Origin of the sequence: Corynebacterium sp. MSK310 (assembly GCF_030227355.1) — a bacterium.
Classification (GTDB): Bacteria; Actinomycetota; Actinomycetes; order Mycobacteriales; family Mycobacteriaceae; genus Corynebacterium; species Corynebacterium rhinophilum.
This window is the reverse complement of record NZ_JASPFZ010000009.1, coordinates 21,873-40,630: the sequence shown is the minus strand read 5'-3', so window position 1 is coordinate 40,630 and position 18,758 is coordinate 21,873. Positions and strand designations below refer to the sequence as shown.

Genomic DNA, 18,758 nt, shown 5'->3' with positions numbered 1-18,758 from the left:
ACGTTAGCTGTAGGCGCGGCAGATGAAAATCATGCTGCCAGGGAAAATTTCCCCGCGCTGCCTAGACCACTGACCCCAGGTGGTATCTAAGCCTTCGGGCCATTCCGGTTCGATGATGTCCTCGATGAGGAATGGTCCGCGACCTTGGAGCGCGCGGAACCAATCGCTGATGGTGCGGTGAAATTCGGCATAGGTTAGCGTCCCGGCGGAATCGTGTTCCAGATAGGCGCGGTCGAAATAACTTATCTCAGCGGTGAGGCTGGTGGGATCATCGGGGAAGATCCAGCGCATTGGGTGGGTCACGGAGAATACGAAGCGTCCACCTGGGCGCACCACGCGGGCAACCTCCGCGAGCGCGGCATCGAGATCGGCGAGGAAGGGTAATGCGCCGAATGCAGAGAATGCCACGTCAAAGGAATCAGTGGCGTAGGGCAGTGCCAGCGCATCGGCTTGGATGAGCGCCAACCCGGGATCTGCGTGGGAGAGCATGCCGCGGGAAATATCGCAGCCGGTGACAAAGCGGGCGCGGGTGCTGAGCCACTGGGTGCAGGCGGCAGAACCGCAGCCGATTTCGAGGACAGCGGCAGAGGAGACATCGCCAAGCAACTGCGCATCGGCCTCGTGCAACATCTCCGGGCACCAGTAAAAAGAGGAGAGGTACTCGGGGTGCTCGGCATGGTAAGAGAACGCATCATCATCCCAGTGGGATTGATTGGCGCGAGAGGGCGAAGTCATTGGGGTGCGCTACCTTTCTTGGTGGCGTGCAATATTTGCCGTATAAGCTGGACAGATGTAGGCTCTTACAAGCATGTCTATGCCACGGGTTGTTGCAGGCTATTGTAGGAAAGCTTGGGGCAATCACGCGGCGGGATCGAATGCGGCCTCTATCTCCTGTATTTGTGCAGTGTAGACGGGCTTTTAATTCGAGAGACACGCAGTTGTCCACGAACGATTTCCTACATTTATTCGGAGCATTTTTACAATATGCCATCTTCTACTACCCCTCAGGTTGCGATCAACGATATCGGAACCGCAGAGGACTTCCTCGCAGCTGTAGACGCCACCATCAAGTACTTCAACGATGGTGACATTGTCGGGGGTACCGTCGTCAAGGTTGACCACGACGAGGTACTGCTGGACATCGGATACAAGACCGAAGGCGTTATCCCTTCCCGCGAGCTGTCCATCAAGCACGACGTCAACCCCGACGAGGTCGTCGAGGTCGGCGATGAGGTTGACGCACTTGTCCTGACCAAGGAGGACAAGGAAGGCCGCCTGATCCTGTCCAAGAAGCGCGCACAGTACGAGCGTGCTTGGGGCGCCATCGAGGAGCTGCAGGCCAAGGAAGAGCCGGTTACCGGTACCGTCATCGAGGTTGTCAAGGGCGGCCTCATCTTGGACATCGGCCTGCGCGGCTTCCTGCCTGCTTCCCTCGTTGAGATGCGTCGCGTCCGCGACCTGGAGCCTTACATTGGCCAGGAGCTGGAAGCTAAGATCATCGAGCTGGACAAGCAGCGCAACAACGTTGTCCTGTCCCGCCGTGCATACCTGGAGCAGACCCAGTCCGAGGTCCGTTCCGAGTTCCTGCACCAGCTGCAGAAGGGTCAGGTCCGCAAGGGCGTTGTCTCTTCCATCGTCAACTTCGGCGCCTTCGTCGATCTTGGCGGCGTCGACGGCCTGGTCCACGTGTCCGAGCTGTCCTGGAAGCACATCGACCACCCATCTGAGGTTGTCACCGTTGGTGACGAGGTAACCGTTGAGGTTCTGGACGTTGATCTGGACCGCGAGCGCGTTTCCCTGTCCCTGAAGGCAACCCAGGAAGACCCATGGCGCGTCTTCGCCCGCACCCACGCTGTGGGCCAGATCGTCCCGGGCAAGGTCACCAAGCTCGTTCCGTTCGGTGCGTTCGTTCGCGTCGAGGAAGGCATCGAGGGCCTGGTTCACATTTCCGAGCTGGCTCAGCGCCACGTCGAGGTTCCGGACCAGGTTGTCACCGTTGGCCAGGAAGTCATGGTCAAGGTCATCGACATCGACCTCGAGCGTCGCCGTATCTCCTTGTCCGTCAAGCAGGCTGATGAGGACTACTCCGAAGAGTTCGATCCGTCCAAGTACGGCATGGCTGACTCTTACGACGAGCAGGGCAACTACGTGTTCCCAGAAGGCTTCGACCCGGACACCAACGAGTGGAAGGAAGGCTTCGACGAGCAGCGTCAGGCTTGGGAGGCACGCTACGCAGAGTCCGAGCGCCGCTTCAACCTGCACACCGCTCAGATCGAGCGCAACCGCGCTGCCGCCGCAGAGGCTGCAGAGTCCGCTGAAGCATCCTCCAACTACTCTTCTGACTCCACCGATGCAGCTCCGGCATCGGAGACTCAGGCAGAGTCTGGCGGATCCTTGGCTTCTGACGAGCAGCTCGCCGCACTGCGCGACAAGCTCGCCGGCAACTAAGACGCCTTTGGAGCTTAGGGTGAGATAGTCCCTAACTCCACACAGCTGCACTAGCCGCGTCCTTCTCCTTTAGGGAGACAGGACGCGGCTTTGTGAGTTTTATGACAGTATATGCAAACGATTGCCTGTCACTTTTCGCTTGCTGGTTCCTTGACCTGCGGCGAAGTAATTTCGCCCGCAAAAAGGCAACTATCCCCACTAAAGGCCACTAAATTGGGCTTTTGTTTGTGTTGTCTCTCACTTATAATCCGAGTGTGACGTAATAGCCAGTTGAGTACTGACTATTGTTTTGTCTTTATGCAAGGAGTATGAAGTGGCATCTGTGAAGGACACTTCCACACACATCATCGATAGCTTGGGCGGCGCCGATAACATCACATCGCTGACGCACTGCGCGACGCGCCTGCGCTTTCAACTCGCTGATGTGGGGAAAGTAGATCAGGAAAAGCTGGAAAGTGATACGGCCGTTCTCGGTTCCGTCACGCAGGGTTCGCATGGTTACCAAGTGGTCATGGGTGGCGGCGTGGCTAACTACTACGGCGAAATCATCAAAGACCCCGGGGTAAGTCCCGCTGATGAGGAATCCTCCTCATCAAAGAAAAAATACGACGGCGTGCGCGGAAAGTACGATTGGATCGACTATTGCTTCGAGTTCCTCTCTGATACGTTCCGCCCGATTCTGTGGGCACTGCTTGGCGCCTCCCTCATTATCACGCTGCTGGTACTGGCAGATACCGTTGGCATTCAAGACTTCCGCGCGCCGATGGAGGAGCAGCCTGAGGGCTTCCGCTTGGCCCACGCGATGTTCCAATCGGTCTTCTACTTCTTGCCGGTGATGGTGGGTGCCACCGCCGCGCAGAAGCTGGGTGCGAATATGTGGGTCTCGGCAGCCATTCCTGCCGCGCTTCTGACACCGGAGTTTATGTCCCTGGGTGAACAGGGCGATACCGTGAATGTATTCGGCCTGCCGCTGGTGATTAACTCTTACGGCTCTCAGGTATTCCCCCCGATCTTGGCCGCTATCGGCCTGTTCTGGGTGGAAAAGGGCTTGAAGAAGATCATCCCGGGCGCCGTGCACATGGTCTTCGTGCCGTTCTTCTCCCTGCTCATCATGATTCCGGCAACGGCCTTCCTGCTCGGTCCATTCGGTATCGGCGTGGGCAACGGTATCTCTTGGGTACTGTTCCAAATTAATGATTTCTCGCCGTTCATCTTGGCCATTGTCATTCCGCTGCTGTACCCATTCCTGGTGCCCATGGGCCTGCACTGGCCGCTCAACGTGATCATGATTCAAAACATCACGACCTACGGCTACGACTTCATTCAGGGCCCCATGGGTGCGTGGAACTTTGCTTGCTTCGGCGTCACCGGCGCCGTGATGGTCATCTCCATGAGGGAGAAGAACAACTCCATGCGCCAGGTCTCCGTCGGTGCCTTTGCAGCCGGCATGCTCGGCGGTATTTCGGAGCCGTCTCTCTACGGCATCTTGCTCCGCTTCCGCCGCACCTACTACCGCCTGCTGCCAGGTTGTGCCGTGGGTGGTGCAGTGATGGGGCTTTTCGATGTCCGCGCTAATGCCTTCGTCTTCACCTCCATCTTGACCACTCCAGCCATGTCCCCGCAGCTGGGCTACATCATCGGCATCGCCGTGGCATTCTTCACCTCCTTCTTCCTCACGCTGCTGTTTGGCTACCGCACTGCAGAGGAAAAGCAGGCCGATCTTGAACGCATCGCCCGCGAAAATAACGAGAGTGTCGAAGAGGTTGCTAGCCGCTCCGAGTCCCGCGTCCTTGGCTCCTCCGATGATGAGTCGGACGGTTCTGAGAACGCACAGGCTGCAGGGGTTGCGACAGCCACCGGGATCGCCACCAAGGAGGCGAAACAGGCAACCATCGCGCTGGACTCTCCTTTGGAGGGCGAGGCCGTGGACCTGTCTGAGGTGCCGGATCCCATCTTTGCCGGCGCCAAGCTTGGGCCGGGCGCTGCCGTGAAGCCAACTGGCAATACCGTCTACGCGCCTGCCGATGGCACCGTGCTCACCGTCCAAAAGTCCGGCCATGCGATCGGGCTTAACCTGGACAGCGGCGTACAGCTGCTCATCCACGTTGGCCTGGATACCGTGGAACTGGGCGGCGAGGGATTCGATGTTCATGTGGAAAAGAAGCAGCGCGTGTCCGCTGGCGATAAGCTCATCAGCTTTGACGCAGACTTCATCAAGTCCAAGAACTACAACCTGATTACCCCGGTCGTTGTCACCAACGCCAAGAAATTTGGTTCCGTGAGCGGCGCTACTGGTGCGGTCACCCCAAGCGATGAACTCTTGCAGGTTCATCCAAAGCCGGAAGAGGAAATTGAGTCCTAATAGGCACTCGTAATTTCCGCAGCAAGGAGCCTAGGCAGTCGTGCCGGGCTCCTTTTCGCGTACCCTGGTATCTTATGAAGCTAATCGGATTAACCGGGGGAATCGGCAGCGGGAAATCTACGGTAGCGAAGCTGTGCGCCCAGCGCGGCTGGCGGGTTGTGGACGCAGATCGCATTGCCCGGGACATCGTCAAGCCTGGGCAACCAGCCTTGGCCGAGCTTGCGGAGAAGTTCGGTGAGGACATCTTGCAGGAAGACGGCTGCCTCGACCGCAAGGAACTTGCCCGCCGCGCGTTTGTGGATAGGGAACACACCGATCTTCTTAATTCGATTACGCACCCGCGTATCCAAGAAGAGACCCAGCGGCAATTCGCTGCCGCGCGCGAAGAGGGCGTTGATTTTACGGTCTATGACATGCCGCTGCTCGTTGATAATGGGCTCGACGGGGATATGGATTTTGTCATCGTCGTTGACGTGGCTCCGCAAGAGCGGGTGCGTCGCCTCGTGGAGTTCCGCGGACTCGATGAAGCAGACGCGCGCAAAAGGATTAACGCCCAGATTTCTGATGAGAAGCGGCTCGCGGCAGCAAGCCATGTCATTGACAATAACGGCACGCAGGCACAATTGGCCGAGCGCGCCGCAGCAGTCTGCGATGAAATCGAAGCGGCGTCTTCTTAAGCTTAACCTTTTGGGTAAGTAGCGTTAACGTATTTTCCTATTAACGTTTACTTTTGGCCCCTAGACTATTTGAGCGTGGGAACTTGGGGCACTGGACCATTCGATAATCACGCGGCGCGAGACATACTCGATAGCCTGCGGGATGGTTCTTTTGATCTCCGGCACTTTCAGCGTTCGTGCGGCACTGGGGTCCTCGATTCCGATGAAGCCGAAGCGGTTATCGCATTGGGTGCGCTGACGAAGCTGCCTGCCGATGGCCTGCCAGACGGCGTAGCCCCACGGGATTTGGCGTCCCTATATACCCCGCAATCTAAGGCGTGGCTGCGCCGGCGCATCAACCAAGCGATGCGCTCTGATTCCTCGTCGGTCTACGCGCTATGGGAACCGACAGGGGAGCTCGACCAATGGCTACACACCGCCCAGGCCGCGCTGCCGTGAAATGGCTAGCAGGAGCGTATAAGCAGTAGAATAGCGGGTATGGCTTTTGCTGCTGAACATCCCCTTATTCCAAATTCTGAACACCGCGTTGTCGGTGAGGTAGAACGCACCCCCGGCAAGTTTCAAGTCGTTTCTGAATATGAACCCGCCGGTGACCAGCCTGCGGCCATCAAGGAACTTGATGAGCGCCTCAACCGCGACGAGCGCGACGTGGTGCTCATGGGTGCCACCGGTACTGGTAAATCCGCGACGGCCGCGTGGCTGATTGAAAAACAGCAGCGGCCCACGCTAGTGATGGCTCCCAATAAAACCTTGGCCGCACAGTTGGCCAATGAGCTGCGCCAATTATTGCCCAATAACGCGGTGGAATATTTCGTCTCTTATTACGATTACTACCAGCCAGAAGCCTATATCGCGCAGACCGATACTTATATTGAAAAAGACTCCTCCATCAATGAGGATGTAGAGCGCCTGCGCCACTCGGCCACCTCTGGATTGCTTTCGCGGCGCGATGTTGTGGTGGTCTCTTCGGTCTCGTGCATCTACGGCCTTGGTACCCCGCAATCCTATTTGGATCGCTCGGTCATTATTGCCGTTGATGAGGAACTCGATAGGGACCGTTTCCTCCGGCTGTTGGTAGATATCCAATACGAGCGCAATGATGTGGGCTTTACCCGCGGTACCTTCCGCGTTAAGGGTGACACGGTCGATATCATTCCGGCGTATGAAGAGCGCGCGGTGCGCATTGAGTTCTTCGGTGATGATATTGACTCGCTGTACTATATCCACCCGGTGACAGGTGATGTTATCGAGCAGGTCGATGAAGTGCGCATTTTCCCCGCCACGCACTATGTGGCCGGCCCAGAGCGCATGGAAAAGGCCGTGGCCGATATCAAGGAAGAATTGGCTGAGCGCCTAGAAGATCTAGAAAACCGGGGCAAACTCTTGGAAGCGCAGCGGCTGCGCATGCGCACGGAATATGACCTAGAGATGATCGAGCAAGTGGGATTTTGTTCCGGCATTGAGAACTACTCCCGCCACGTGGATGGCCGCCCGGCAGGGTCTGCGCCAGCTACGCTCTTGGACTATTTCCCGGAGGACTTTCTTACCATCATCGATGAGTCCCACGTGACCGTGCCGCAGATTGGTGGCATGTACGAAGGCGATATGTCGCGCAAGCGAAACTTGGTGGAATTTGGCTTCCGCCTGCCTTCCGCGGTGGACAACCGGCCACTGACCTTCGACGAGTTTGAGGAGCGCGTCGGCCAGACCGTCTACATGTCTGCTACGCCGGGTGATTTCGAAATGACCTCCTCCGGCGGCGAGTTTGTCGAGCAGGTCATTCGCCCGACCGGTCTGGTTGATCCTAAGGTGACGGTGAAGCCCACCAAGGGCCAGATCGACGACCTTATTGATGAGGTCCGTGGTCGCATTGCCTCTCAGGAGCGCGTATTGGTTACCACCTTGACCAAGCGCATGGCAGAAGACCTGACGGATTATCTCTTGGAGCAGGGGATTAAGGTCCGCTACCTGCACTCGGATATCGATACGCTGCAGCGCGTGGAACTCCTGCGTCAATTGCGCCAGGGTGAATTCGACGTGCTCGTGGGCATTAACCTATTGCGCGAGGGCTTGGACTTGCCCGAGGTCTCGCTCGTGGCCATCCTCGATGCGGATAAGGAGGGCTTCTTGCGCTCGACGACGTCGCTCATCCAGACCATTGGCCGCGCTGCGCGTAACGTATCGGGCGAGGTCATCATGTATGCGGATAAAATCACAGACTCGATGCAGGAAGCCATCGATGAAACTGAGCGCCGCCGCGAGAAGCAGATTGCCTATAACAAGGAACACGGCGTGGATCCGCAGCCTTTGCGCAAGAAGATCGCCGATATTTTGGATCAGGTCTACGAAAACAATGGGGAAGAGGTAGCCGAGTCGGATCCTTCGGCGGTGGTGGAAAAGCGCGATGTCTCCAGCATGGCTACCGATGAGGTTGAGGCTCTCATTAATGACCTGCAGGCACAGATGGGCGCTGCCGCGCGCGAGCTGAAATTCGAACTGGCCGGGCGGCTGCGCGATGAGATTGCGGATTTGAAGAAGGAATTGCGCGGCCTGAAAGACGCTGGAATCTAGCAGCACGCGCAGGGGCCCAATAACGCTTTCCCCCTAAAAGTGCGCACTCCTGCAACCTTGGGCTTATTGATTCAGCGTCCTGACTATACTGGGGGCGACTTTATAAGCCGGTTCAATGTGCCGACCTAGTTATTCACCAGCAAGGAGAATCATGCTTACGTATCACACCATCGCCGTCGGTACCGATGGCTCCGAAACTTCCCTGCGCGCAGTGCGTTCGGCGGCATCAATGGCACGGGCATATGACGCCAAGCTCATCATCGTCTCCGCAGCCTATAATCATTCAGGCTCCATGCTCGGTGCTCCCAGCGGGGAAGGATCCCGGCTACCGGTGGTCAGCGAGGAAATGGCGAATACTTACCTCACGAATGCGCAGCGGATTGCAGAGTCCGAAGGCGCGGAAAATATTGAGGTGGTCACTACCCCCGGTGACCCTGTCAACGCCTTAATTGAGGTTACGGAGAAATACGACGTGGAGCTCTTGGTCGTGGGCAATCGCGGCGTTAATTCCGTGCGCGGACGCGTTTTCGGTTCAGTGCCTACTGAACTTACCCATAAATCCAAGGTGGATGTCGTGGTGGTCAACACGAGTGAAAAACGTTAATCATTTTTCATTGTTACACTTGCAGTAACGCCAAGTTGGCACACTAGAATAGATAGGGTACACACCCACAAAGAAAGGTCATCATGAGCGACTACAGCACGATTGTTGTCGGTACTGACGGTTCCAAGTCCTCCCTCCTCGCCGTGGAGCGAGCAGCCAAGATTGCCGCTGCATTCGATGCCACGCTGATCGTCGGTTGTGCTTACTACGAGAATCAAGAGCAGGCCTCGAAGACCTTGCGCCAGGATTCCGTCACTATTCTCGGTGATGAGAAGGCTGAAGCTAACCTGCAGGCGGGTAGGGAAGAAGCGGAAAAGCACGGGGTTTCCAAGGTGGAAACCGCAGTCCGCCCTGGCACGCCGGTACAAGCCCTCATGTCCATTGTCAACGACAATGATGCAGACCTGCTCATCGTTGGTAACCGCGGTATTAATTCCCTGACTGGCCGTTTGCTTGGCTCGGTGCCGGCAGATGTGGCGCGCCAGTCCGACTGTGACGTCATGATCGTTCACACCGTCAACTAATCTAGGCTTTCGCCTTACCCACCGCAGCGAGTCCTTTTCTGGAGTCGCGCGGTGGGTTTTGTGATCCTAACTGGCTAAATCACATCCCCAGTATCTCCTACCAGGGTCAGCGTTTGCGTGGCCCGGGTGATGCAGACGTATAAATTCTGCAGCCCCTGCGGGGAAGCATCAACAATCTCGCGCGGGTTAAGCACGATTACGTGGTCGAACTCGAGGCCCTTGACGGACTCGGCGTTCGTGGCGTCAATGACTGCGGTCAGGCGCCCATCGTCCTCGGTGGTGACGCCGGGGCTGAAGTCGGCATCGTCAAGCCGACGCACCGGCACGCCATCGCGAATAGCAATGGCAGGGGTGGCGTCCGGATTAATGGAGGCCAATAGGCCATTAGCAAGCTCGGTAATGGGCTCAGGTGTGCGGTAGTTGACGGTAAGGAGGTGGTGGCGGAAGCGCTGGGCGATGAACGGCTCCAAGGCCTCGCCCCAGTCATCCACGCCGGCCGGGGAACCGGTCTGCGAGATATCGCCCACCAGCGTCATCCAGCGCGACGGGCAGCGGCGGAAGAGCATCCGCCATTCCATCGGGGTAAGTTCCTGCGCTTCGTCCACGATGATGTGGCCAAAGGCCCACGTGTGATCCTCCCGGGCACGCTGCGCGGTGGTGCGCGTATCCCGCACCTCCTGGCGCTGCGCCAGGGTTTCCGCGTCGATTACGTCGTGCGCCGAGAGGATTTCCGCCTCAAACATGTCATCGTCGTTATCGGTGGATTCAGAAGATGACAGGATATCCAACGCATCTTCTGCATCCGCGATCTGCTCGCGCCACTCGGCGTCTTTGGCCGCCTTCTTCTCCTCAGGACTGGGCAGCCCGATGAGGACGGCCAACTCATCCAATAGGGCAGCATCGGAATCGGTCCAACCGTAGCCATCTGCGCGGTACAAGGCGGCTTGGGTCTCCTCATCGTATCCACGGGCAGCCGAGGCAATGAGCTCGCGGGACGACAACAATGCGGCAAGGACCTCAGAGGGATCAAGCTGGGGCCAAAAATCATCGATGCAGCTGACCACGGACTCATCAATGGCAAGATCGTCGTGGAATTGGTCCACATCCGCGCGGCTTAAGAGGTTTTCCCCGCCCAGCGGATCCGTGCCAACCTTGGTGGCCATCTCCTGTGCCAGGTCCTCCACGAAGTGCTCGATGAATGCCTCGCGCGCCTGGTTATGCGGCTTGCGTGAGCGTCGGGCGCGAGTGCGCGCCTTCTTCACCATGGAAGGAGTGATGGTCAGGGTCAGGCCATCCACGGTGACGTCCCGAGCCTCATTCGGCACCTGCTGATAATCCTTGACTGCAGCGCTCAGGATTTCCGCCATGGCCTCGCTGCCTTTAATTTCGCGGCCCACAAGCCCCTCGGTATGGGTGGGTGTAATGCCGGGGAATAGCCCACCGATGGTGGAGAGCACGACGCCGGTTTCACCGAGTTCTGGCAGGACGCGGGAAATATAGTCCAAAAAATTAGTATTGGGTCCAACGATGAGTACACCGGTGGAAGATAGCAGTTCGCGGTGGGTATAGAGCAGGTAGGCAACTCGGTGCAGCGCGACGGCAGTCTTGCCGGTGCCGGGACCGCCTTCTACCACCATCACGCCGCGGGTATTATCCCGGATGATTTCGTCCTGCTCGCGCTGAATGGTTTCCACGATGGACGTCATGTGTCCCGTGCGGGCGCGTTGCATGGCAAAGTACAGGGCAGACTCGCTCGCCACGCCCGCTTCTTCCTCGCGCACGCCTGGGCCGTTTAATGCCTCGTCATTGACATCAGTGACCGTGCGGCCGGACATACGGATCTGGCGGCGCGTGTGTACACCTTCAGGCTGTGCGGTAGTGGCGAGATAAAAGGGGCGGGCCATGGGGGCGCGCCAATCCAGAAGGAGGGTGCGATAGTTTTCTTCGCGCGCATCCAAACCCATGCGGCCGATATAGCGGCGGTCCAGTCCCTCATCAGTTGGGTTATCGCCGGGAGCATCGATATCGATACGGCCAAAGACGAGCCCCATCTGTGCGACGTTGAGGCGGTCTAACTTGGCTTGGAGGCCGTGGTATTCCGTTTCGCGGCGCACTAGGGCATCGGCATCGGGGGTTGCCGGGTCGACCTCGGCCTGGACTTCGTTCAAGCGTGCATTAGCCGCGGCCACCTCATCATCGAGGCGGTCAAAAAGGCCATCGACGTAGCTCTGCTCGGCTTCGATGGCGGAAATTCCAGCGTTATCCGCGCGGCGGGATGAAGATGCGTTAGCGGGAGAATGAGTGGCTGGAGAATTCTTCGGTGCAGAGTTCACGAGACTCCTCAGAATGAAACACGAAAATATGGGGTGGGCACGCATCCGCGTGCCGCGTAGGGGAGGTTCGAGTGTAGACCTTGCCGTGACAAAGAACAACGGCCCAGCGTAAGGGCTGGGCCGTGTGCGAGGGATAAGGCGAATTACTTAGCGCGCTTTTCAATCTTCTTGATAGCGGCTTCGATCTTCTTATTAGCCTTCTTTTGCAGCTTATCTGCCTGCTTGGAAGCCTTCTTAGCAGCGCGCTTGGAGTCTGCCTTGTCGAGCTTCGATGCAGCATCATCGGCGCGCTTCTGTGCCTTGTTCGCGGCCTTGACGGCACCCTTGCGGGCGGTCTTAGCGTTGGACTCAGCGGACTTCAGACAGTCCTTCTTGTTGTCATCAACGTAGGACTTGGCGCTATCTACGGAGTCCTCGATGAAGGACTTCGCGTTGTCCAAGAAGTCGCGGCCGGAATCCTGCCAGTCGTCCTTGTTGTCATCGACGTAGTCCTTGGCGTCATCAACATAGGACTTTGCGGTATCGAGAAGGCCGCGACCGGTGGACTGCCAGTCATCCTTGTTGTCATCCACATAGGCCTGCGCCTTCTGAGAGGTTTCATTGAACCAGTCGCCGGCCTTGTTGGACAGCTCGTTGGCGCGAGCGGAAAGCTCCTCGCGCTTTTCCTGGGACTCAGACTTGGTGGGCAGCGCCTGCTGAATCTTCTTATTCGTGCGCTCACCGGCCTTCTGCGCGCGCCAGCGCAGGGATGGCTTGCCCTCGGTGTCTTGGGTGGTGATAAAGAGTGCGCCGAGCAGGGCGGTGTTGGTAATGAAGCCGTTGCGACGGTCTTCCTTGTCCTTCTTATTATCTGCGGCCCAGAAGTTATTCTTGCCCACCAAGTTGGGCAGGGTAGCGGCAGCCAGCACGGCTGCGGAGGTGCGTGGTGCCTTGCCCAGAGCCAAGGTGGTACCTGCACCGATCTTTGCGCCGCCGAGGGCGCGGGTAGCTAGTTCCGGATCGTTGGGAATCAGGTTCTTGTAACCGGAGGGGACGAACTTGCGCAGGGTCTTGAGGAAGCCTTCGGTTTCCTTGGTGTGCTCCGAGGCATTGCGCAGGTCGTCTACACCTTCCCATACAAATACCGATGCCAGCATGGGGCGGGCAAACTTGCGAATCATAGTCCTTTAAGCTCCTTAGCTCGTTGTTCTAGACCAATCGTGTGATTGACCATTATACGCTGAAATAGCCGCCTAGATCACCAACGGCGCTCCCACCAATCACCCAACTTGGGGCGTTCTTCCCCCAAGGTGGTGGGCTTGCCATGCCCCGGGCGGATGATGGCGTTATCCGGGAACTCCTCGAAGATGCGCTTGCTGACGTCCTTATATAGCCGCACGAAGTCGCCTTCAGAGGTCGTTCGACCCAATCCACCGGGGAATACGGAATCTCCCACAAAGAGGTTCGTGACACCGTCAACGGTGGCCACTAGCGCCACACCACCGGGGGTATGGCCGCGCAGGATGATGATCGGCAATTTCATGCCGGCAAACTCGATGGAATCGCCCTCGCGCAGCTCAACGTCCACGTTTTCCGGAATGGCGGGCGAATCAATAAAGGAGGCGTAGTGTTTTGCGTTGGTGGCCTCCAAAACCTCGCCGAGAGCCCGCACGTGATCCCAGTGGCGGTGCGTGGTGAGAACGGCGGTGATGTCAACGCCTGCCTCGCGCGCCATGTCGAGGATGGCGGGGGCGTTATCGGCGGCATCGACAAGCAAGCCTTGATCGCCGGCGGTGAGCAGGTAGCAGTTATTGTCCATCTCCGAAACGGAGATTTGGTGAAGATGTAGCTCGTTAGTCATACGTTCCAGCTTACGGGTACATTCAAGGGGAGATTAAAATCTAGGATCTGGAGGCTGGAGCGCAGTGGCAGAACGATTGATTGTGCGAGGCGCACGGGAACACAATCTCAAGGGCGTGGATATCGATATTCCGCGCGATAAAATGGTGGTTTTTACTGGGCTTTCGGGTTCCGGTAAGTCCTCGCTGGCCTTCGATACCATCTTTGCGGAGGGCCAACGCCGCTACGTGGAATCGTTGAGCTCTTATGCCCGGATGTTTTTGGGCCAGATGGATAAACCCAACGTGGAATACATCGGTGGCTTATCGCCGGCGGTGTCCATCGATCAGAAATCCACGAACCACAACCCGCGCTCTACCGTGGGCACGATTACGGAGATCTACGATTACCTCCGCTTGCTTTTCTCGCGCGCCGGCACCCCGCACTGCCCCAAGTGCGATGCCGTTATCGAGCGCCAGACGCCGCAGCAGATCGTTGATGCAGTACTGGAGCAGGAAGAAAAGCTGAAGTTCCAGGTGCTCGCCCCGGTAGCGCGCAAGCGCAAGGGCGAGTTTGTTGACCTTTTCCAAGATCTTTCGGCGCAGGGCTACTCCCGCGTGCGCGTGGATGGTGAGACTCACCAATTAAGCGATCCGCCGAAGCTGAAGAAGCAGGTTAAGCACACTATCGAGGTGGTAGTGGACCGGTTGCAGGTCAAAGCCTCCCAGAAGCAGCGCTTGACCGATTCCGTGGAAACGGCTTTGCGGCTTGCCGATGGTCTCGTCACCATCGAGTTCGTTGATAAAGAGGAACTCACGCATACCTATTCCGAAAAGGCGGCCTGCCCCAATGGCCATGCGTTGACCATCGAGGAGTACGAGCCGCGCGCGTTTTCCTTTAACGCACCCTTTGGCTCCTGCCCGGTTTGCGATGGCTTGGGCACCAAGCTCGAAGTGGATGTGGACCTGCTCATTCCGGATCCGGATGCCCCAGCCGTCGATGCCGTGCAGCCGTGGCATTCCAGCCCGAATTCTCGGTACTTCGTGAAACTCGTGGAGGGTTTGGGCAAAGCGATGGGCTTTGATCCGCAGACCCCCGTCAGCGAGCTGACGGAGGAGCAGCGCGATGCGTTGATTTACGGTACCGAAACCGAAGTGCGAGTGCGATATAAGAACCGCTATGGCCGCCAGCGCAATTGGACTGCGCCCTTTGAGGGCGCAGTAGGCTTCCTACACCGCAAATTGGACACCACGGATTCGCAGTCCCAAAAGGATCGCCTGCTGCAATACACCCGCCGGGTGCCGTGTAACACGTGTAAGGGAACGCGCCTGAAGCCGGAAATCCTCGCCGTGCGCTTGGCATCGACCTCGCATGGTGAACAGTCCATCGCGGGGCTAAGCGCCCTGTCCATCGAGGATGCCTCAGAGTTTTTGGATTCGCTCGTCTTGGGACACCGCGAGGAAATCATTGCTGGAGCGGTGCTGAAGGAAACCCAGGCCCGCTTGCGTTTCTTATTGGACGTGGGGCTTAACTACCTCACCCTGGACCGCGGCGCCTCGACCCTGTCTGGCGGCGAGGCCCAGCGCATTCGCCTAGCCACGCAGATTGGTTCCGGGCTGGCAGGCGTTTTGTACGTCTTGGACGAGCCGTCCATTGGTTTGCATCAGCGCGATAATCACCGCCTGATCTCAACTCTGCAGCGCCTGCGCGATATTGGCAATACGCTTATCGTGGTCGAACACGATGAAGACACCATCCGCTCGTCCGATTGGCTGGTGGATGTGGGCCCGCGCGCCGGCGAATACGGCGGCGAAGTGGTCTACCAAGGCGAGCCCGCCGGCGTGGAGAAGGTAGAGGAGTCCTTGACGGGGCAGTACCTGTCTGGTTCCAAGGTGCTGGCTGTTCCTGATCACCGCCGTGAAATCGATAAAGATCGCACCCTGAAGGTAGTCGGCGCACGGGAAAATAACCTCAAGGGGATTAACGTCGAGATTCCGCTCGGCGTGCTGGTGTGCATTACCGGTGTGTCTGGTTCCGGCAAATCCACCGTGGTCAATGAGATCCTGGCCAAGACCCTGGCTAATAATCTCAACCGCGCCCGGCAGGTTCCTGGGCGTGCCAAGCGTGTGGAGGGCATCGAGCACCTGGATAAGTTGGTGCAGGTGGATCAAAGCCCGATTGGCCGCACACCGCGTTCCAACCCGGCTACCTATACCGGCGTCTTTGATAAGATTCGCAATCTTTTTGCGGAGACCCAAGAGGCAAAGGTGCGCGGCTACAAGGCCGGGCGCTTTTCGTTCAACGTTAAAGGCGGCCGCTGCGAGGCATGCCAGGGCGATGGCACCATCAAGATCGAGATGAACTTCCTGCCGGATGTCTATGTCCCGTGTGAGGTCTGCGAGGGCGCGCGCTATAACCGCGAAACCCTGGAGGTCCACTACAAGGGCAAGAACATCGCAGAAGTGCTGGATATGCCCATCTCAGAGGCAGCGGACTTCTTCGAGCCCATTACGTCCATCCACCGCTACTTGGCCACGCTTGTCGATGTCGGCTTGGGTTACGTCCGCCTCGGCCAAGCCGCCACCACGTTGTCCGGCGGTGAGGCCCAGCGCGTGAAGCTTGCCTCGGAGCTACAAAAGCGCACCAATGGCCGCACCATCTATATCCTGGATGAGCCGACGACCGGTCTGCACTTTGAGGATATTCGCCGGTTAATGCTGGTGATTCAAGGCTTGGTAGATAAGGGTAATTCCGTGCTTATCATTGAGCACAACCTCGATGTCATCAAGGCTGCAGACTGGATTGTGGATATGGGCCCAGAAGGTGGTGCCGGTGGCGGCACCGTGGTCGCGCAGGGTACTCCGGAAAAAGTCGCACAGGTAGAAGGTTCCTATACTGGCGGCTACCTCAAGGAAATGTTGCCCTAAAAACTAAGGAGATAGTTTCTGCGAAAAATTGTCTCCTTTTCAAAACATGGGCTAGTCTGTGAGGAATGAATCTACGGCGGAGAATGGGAGCGATACTCGCGACGGTATCGCTTGCTGCCGTGGCGGCGTGCTCGTCCCCCGAGCAGGCGGCGGATACGGCGGGGGGGGGAGGGGCATCGGCAAGCGCGAGCGATACAGCCGATGCGGCGCTCACCAAAGATCTGGGTCGCGCCGTTGAGTCGTTGTCCAAGGACTATGACGCCCAGGTCGGAGTGGCTATCTCCGCCGGCGAAGAAAAAATTTCTGCGGGAGACACAGGCGATGGACCGGCTTGGTCCACCATCAAAGTGCCCATCGCCATTACCGCGCTGCAAGATGGCGCCGATCCGTCCTTGGTGGATCTGGCCATCAAAGAATCCGATAATGATGCCGCGTACGCATTGTGGTCGCAGGTGCAGTGGGAAGAAAACGTGGCCTCGGAGGCGGTGGAAAAGCTCTTGCGTGAGCACGACTCGAAGGCCTCCATTGAAGCTGATGCTTTTGGCTACTCCACCTGGCCATTGCAGGAGCAGGCGAATTTCGGCGCGCAATTGCCCTGCATCAAGGAAGTCGAATACGTCCATGAGGTATTAAATGACATTGTGGAATGGCAAAGCGTTGGCCTATCCAAACATGCAAGCACCCGGGCAAAAAGCGGCTGGGGGCTCGATGAAAATAGCGATGACTACACATTCCGCCAATTCGGTGTCCATGAAAAGGACGGCAAAAGGGTAGGAGTAGCCCTAAGCGTCATCGTCGAAGGCGAGGATTATGAAAGTGGCTCCGCCGGGATAGATGATCTTGCCGATGACGTCCTCAAGGTCATCGACAAAGCCATTGAGGATGGAAAACTAGAGCCCGATTCCACCTGCGAGGATGCTTAGCTCACCGCGGTTTGCTTTAAGTGGTAGCGGGCTGCTAGTGTCATACCCACTACCGCCCAAGGTACCTTTTGCAGGAACCTGGGTCACAAGCGGAGATTCTCCCACCCGATGCCGCGAACTTAAAGTTCGTTGGATAACGGTAAAGGTAACCAGACGTTCGTGTCTGGCTCTGTGAGATCTCCCGGCTGTCTTTGGCAGACCGGGTTAGATTCGTTTGTGGTCCACGGTAGGTGAACTCATTACCCAAAACCCCTAATCGAGGAGAACCACAATCAGCGCTGAAGCTCGCATTAATGAGCGTATCCGAGTACCCGAGGTCCGTCTTGTCGGCCCCGGTGGTGAACAGGTGGGTATCGTCCGCACCGATGATGCCCGCAAGCTTGCCTATGAAGCTGACCTGGATTTGGTCGAGGTAGCTCCTAAGGCTAAGCCCCCAGTTGCCAAAATCATGGACTACGGCAAGTTCAAGTATGAGCAGGCCCAAAAGGCTCGCGAATCTCGTAAGAACCAGCAGCAGACCGTGGTGAAGGAACAGAAGTTCCGTCCGAAGATCGACGATCACGATTATGAGACCAAGAAGAGTAACGTAGTTCGCTTCCTGGAAAAGGGATCCAAGGTCAAGGTGACCATCATGTTCCGCGGCCGCGAGCAATCGCGACCGGAGCTGGGGTTCCGGCTTTTGGAGCGGTTGGCCGATGACGTCGCTGAGGTTGGCGTAGTTGAGTCCCGCCCCAAGCAGGATGGTCGCAATATGACCATGGTTTTGGGTCCGGTTCGTAAGGGCAAAAAGTAAACCGTATTCCACGTAGGATTTAAGGACTTATACTCATGAAGCAGAAGACCCACAAGGGCACCGCAAAGCGCATCAAGGTGACCGGTTCCGGCAAGCTGCGCCGCGAGCAGGCAAACCGCCGCCACTTGCTGGAGGGCAAGCCTTCCAAGCGCACCCGTCGCCTCAAGGGCACCGAGTCTGTCTCCCAGCCAGACACCAAGCGCGTCAAGCGCCTGCTCGGTCGCGCCTAAAAGCGCCCAATCAACCCACATCCACCATCTCAATCAGAATTTAAGGAAGTAATACTGTGGCACGAGTAAAGCGCTCAGTTAACGCAAAGAAGAAGCGTCGCGCGATCCTGAAGTCCGCCAAGGGCTACCGTGGCCAGCGTTCCCGCCTGTACCGTAAGGCCAAGGAACAGTGGCTGCACTCTATGACTTACGCTTACCGCGACCGTCGCGCGCGTAAGTCTGAGTTCCGTAAGCTGTGGATCCAGCGCATCAACGCTGCTGCCCGCATGAACGACATCACCTACAACCGCCTCATCCACGGCCTGCGCTTGGCTGAGATCGAGGTAGACCGCAAGATCCTCGCCGAGCTTGCCGTCAACGACTTCGAGGCTTTCTCCGCACTGTGCGAGACCGCCAAGGCTGCCCTGCCCGAGGACGTCAACGCACCGAAGGCTGCGTAAGCCTTCTCAGCTACATAGCTGCTTGCCCACCCCATCACCGGTTAATCCCCGGCGTGGGGTGGGTTTCGTGCTATCTCAACGCCTGATGCTCGCCAAAGACATGCACGC

At 57.7% G+C, this 18,758-nt stretch carries 16 protein-coding genes; 12 read left to right on the top strand and 4 right to left on the bottom strand.

Annotated features, from left to right (window positions below; translation table 11 throughout):
* Positions 1-3 precede the first annotated feature (3 nt).
* A complete protein-coding gene (locus tag QP891_RS07770; protein WP_284770505.1) occupies positions 4-735 on the bottom strand; it encodes a class I SAM-dependent methyltransferase in 732 nt (243 codons plus the stop codon).
* A gap of 249 nt (positions 736-984) precedes the next feature.
* Here QP891_RS07770 and rpsA point away from each other — a divergent pair, with 249 nt between their 5' ends.
* From rpsA to QP891_RS07735, 7 genes are all read left to right on the top strand, one after another.
* A complete protein-coding gene (rpsA, locus tag QP891_RS07765; protein ID WP_005280312.1) occupies positions 985-2,448 on the top strand; it encodes a 30S ribosomal protein S1 in 1,464 nt (487 codons plus the stop codon).
* 313 nt (positions 2,449-2,761) lie between these two features.
* Complete coding sequence (locus QP891_RS07760) at positions 2,762-4,810, top strand: glucose PTS transporter subunit IIA (protein ID WP_284770504.1); 2,049 nt, start codon at positions 2,762-2,764, stop codon at positions 4,808-4,810.
* Positions 4,811-4,884: 74 nt separating this feature from the next.
* The gene (gene coaE, locus QP891_RS07755) at positions 4,885-5,487 is read left to right on the top strand and encodes a dephospho-CoA kinase (protein ID WP_284770503.1); all 603 of its coding nucleotides are present in this window, start codon (positions 4,885-4,887) and stop codon (positions 5,485-5,487) included.
* Positions 5,488-5,562: 75 nt separating this feature from the next.
* Positions 5,563-5,925 carry a DUF4259 domain-containing protein gene (locus QP891_RS07750; protein ID WP_284770502.1) on the top strand — a complete coding sequence of 121 codons (363 nt, stop codon included), beginning with the start codon at positions 5,563-5,565 and terminating at the stop codon, positions 5,923-5,925.
* 39 nt (positions 5,926-5,964) lie between these two features.
* Positions 5,965-8,058: an excinuclease ABC subunit UvrB gene (uvrB, locus tag QP891_RS07745; protein WP_284770501.1), complete on the top strand. Its 2,094-nt coding sequence runs from the start codon at positions 5,965-5,967 to the stop codon at positions 8,056-8,058.
* A 151-nt stretch (positions 8,059-8,209) separates the two neighbouring features.
* Complete coding sequence (locus QP891_RS07740; RefSeq protein WP_023026527.1) at positions 8,210-8,662, top strand: universal stress protein; 453 nt, start codon at positions 8,210-8,212, stop codon at positions 8,660-8,662.
* Positions 8,663-8,745: 83 nt separating this feature from the next.
* Positions 8,746-9,186 carry a universal stress protein gene (locus QP891_RS07735; protein ID WP_023026529.1) on the top strand — a complete coding sequence of 147 codons (441 nt, stop codon included), beginning with the start codon at positions 8,746-8,748 and terminating at the stop codon, positions 9,184-9,186.
* Positions 9,187-9,260: 74 nt separating this feature from the next.
* Here QP891_RS07735 and QP891_RS07730 read toward each other — a convergent pair whose 3' ends face one another.
* From QP891_RS07730 to QP891_RS07720, 3 genes are all read right to left on the bottom strand, one after another.
* Entirely contained in the window at positions 9,261-11,519 is a 2,259-nt protein-coding gene (locus QP891_RS07730; RefSeq protein ID WP_284770500.1) for a HelD family protein, read from the bottom strand.
* Between the two features lie 143 nt (positions 11,520-11,662).
* Positions 11,663-12,679, bottom strand: coding sequence for a DoxX family protein (locus tag QP891_RS07725; RefSeq protein ID WP_284770499.1), 1,017 nt, complete (start codon positions 12,677-12,679; stop codon positions 11,663-11,665).
* Between the two features lie 77 nt (positions 12,680-12,756).
* The gene (locus QP891_RS07720) at positions 12,757-13,359 is read right to left on the bottom strand and encodes an MBL fold metallo-hydrolase (protein ID WP_284770498.1); all 603 of its coding nucleotides are present in this window, start codon (positions 13,357-13,359) and stop codon (positions 12,757-12,759) included.
* 64 nt (positions 13,360-13,423) lie between these two features.
* On the opposite strand from QP891_RS07720, the gene uvrA reads away from it, so the two are divergent.
* The 5 genes from uvrA to rplT all read left to right on the top strand — a co-directional run bounded on the left by uvrA (position 13,424) and on the right by rplT (position 18,650).
* Complete coding sequence (uvrA, locus tag QP891_RS07715; protein WP_284770497.1) at positions 13,424-16,264, top strand: excinuclease ABC subunit UvrA; 2,841 nt, start codon at positions 13,424-13,426, stop codon at positions 16,262-16,264.
* Positions 16,265-16,347: 83 nt separating this feature from the next.
* A complete protein-coding gene (locus QP891_RS07710; RefSeq protein ID WP_284817022.1) occupies positions 16,348-17,187 on the top strand; it encodes a serine hydrolase in 840 nt (279 codons plus the stop codon).
* 271 nt (positions 17,188-17,458) lie between these two features.
* A complete protein-coding gene (gene infC / locus QP891_RS07705; RefSeq protein ID WP_081443661.1) occupies positions 17,459-17,980 on the top strand; it encodes a translation initiation factor IF-3 in 522 nt (173 codons plus the stop codon).
* 35 nt (positions 17,981-18,015) lie between these two features.
* A complete protein-coding gene (gene rpmI / locus QP891_RS07700) occupies positions 18,016-18,210 on the top strand; it encodes a 50S ribosomal protein L35 (protein WP_239269865.1) in 195 nt (64 codons plus the stop codon).
* A 56-nt stretch (positions 18,211-18,266) separates the two neighbouring features.
* Positions 18,267-18,650 carry a 50S ribosomal protein L20 gene (gene rplT, locus QP891_RS07695; protein ID WP_023017886.1) on the top strand — a complete coding sequence of 128 codons (384 nt, stop codon included), beginning with the start codon at positions 18,267-18,269 and terminating at the stop codon, positions 18,648-18,650.
* Positions 18,651-18,758: the final 108 nt, after the last annotated feature.

What these genes read in the sequence shown, in the direction of transcription:
- QP891_RS07720 (WP_284770498.1), bottom strand. Translation starts at nt 13,359, where the DNA reads ATGACTAACGAGCTACATCTTCACCAAATCTCCGTTTCGGAGATGGAC.
- QP891_RS07740 (WP_023026527.1), top strand. Translation starts at nt 8,210, where the DNA reads ATGCTTACGTATCACACCATCGCCGTCGGTACCGATGGCTCCGAAACT.
- QP891_RS07710 (WP_284817022.1), top strand. Translation starts at nt 16,348, where the DNA reads ATGGGAGCGATACTCGCGACGGTATCGCTTGCTGCCGTGGCGGCGTGC.
- QP891_RS07770 (WP_284770505.1), bottom strand. Translation starts at nt 735, where the DNA reads ATGACTTCGCCCTCTCGCGCCAATCAATCCCACTGGGATGATGATGCG.
- QP891_RS07735 (WP_023026529.1), top strand. Translation starts at nt 8,746, where the DNA reads ATGAGCGACTACAGCACGATTGTTGTCGGTACTGACGGTTCCAAGTCC.
- rpmI (WP_239269865.1), top strand. Translation starts at nt 18,016, where the DNA reads ATGAAGCAGAAGACCCACAAGGGCACCGCAAAGCGCATCAAGGTGACC.
- uvrB (WP_284770501.1), top strand. Translation starts at nt 5,965, where the DNA reads ATGGCTTTTGCTGCTGAACATCCCCTTATTCCAAATTCTGAACACCGC.
- rpsA (WP_005280312.1), top strand. Translation starts at nt 985, where the DNA reads ATGCCATCTTCTACTACCCCTCAGGTTGCGATCAACGATATCGGAACC.
- QP891_RS07725 (WP_284770499.1), bottom strand. Translation starts at nt 12,679, where the DNA reads ATGATTCGCAAGTTTGCCCGCCCCATGCTGGCATCGGTATTTGTATGG.
- coaE (WP_284770503.1), top strand. Translation starts at nt 4,885, where the DNA reads ATGAAGCTAATCGGATTAACCGGGGGAATCGGCAGCGGGAAATCTACG.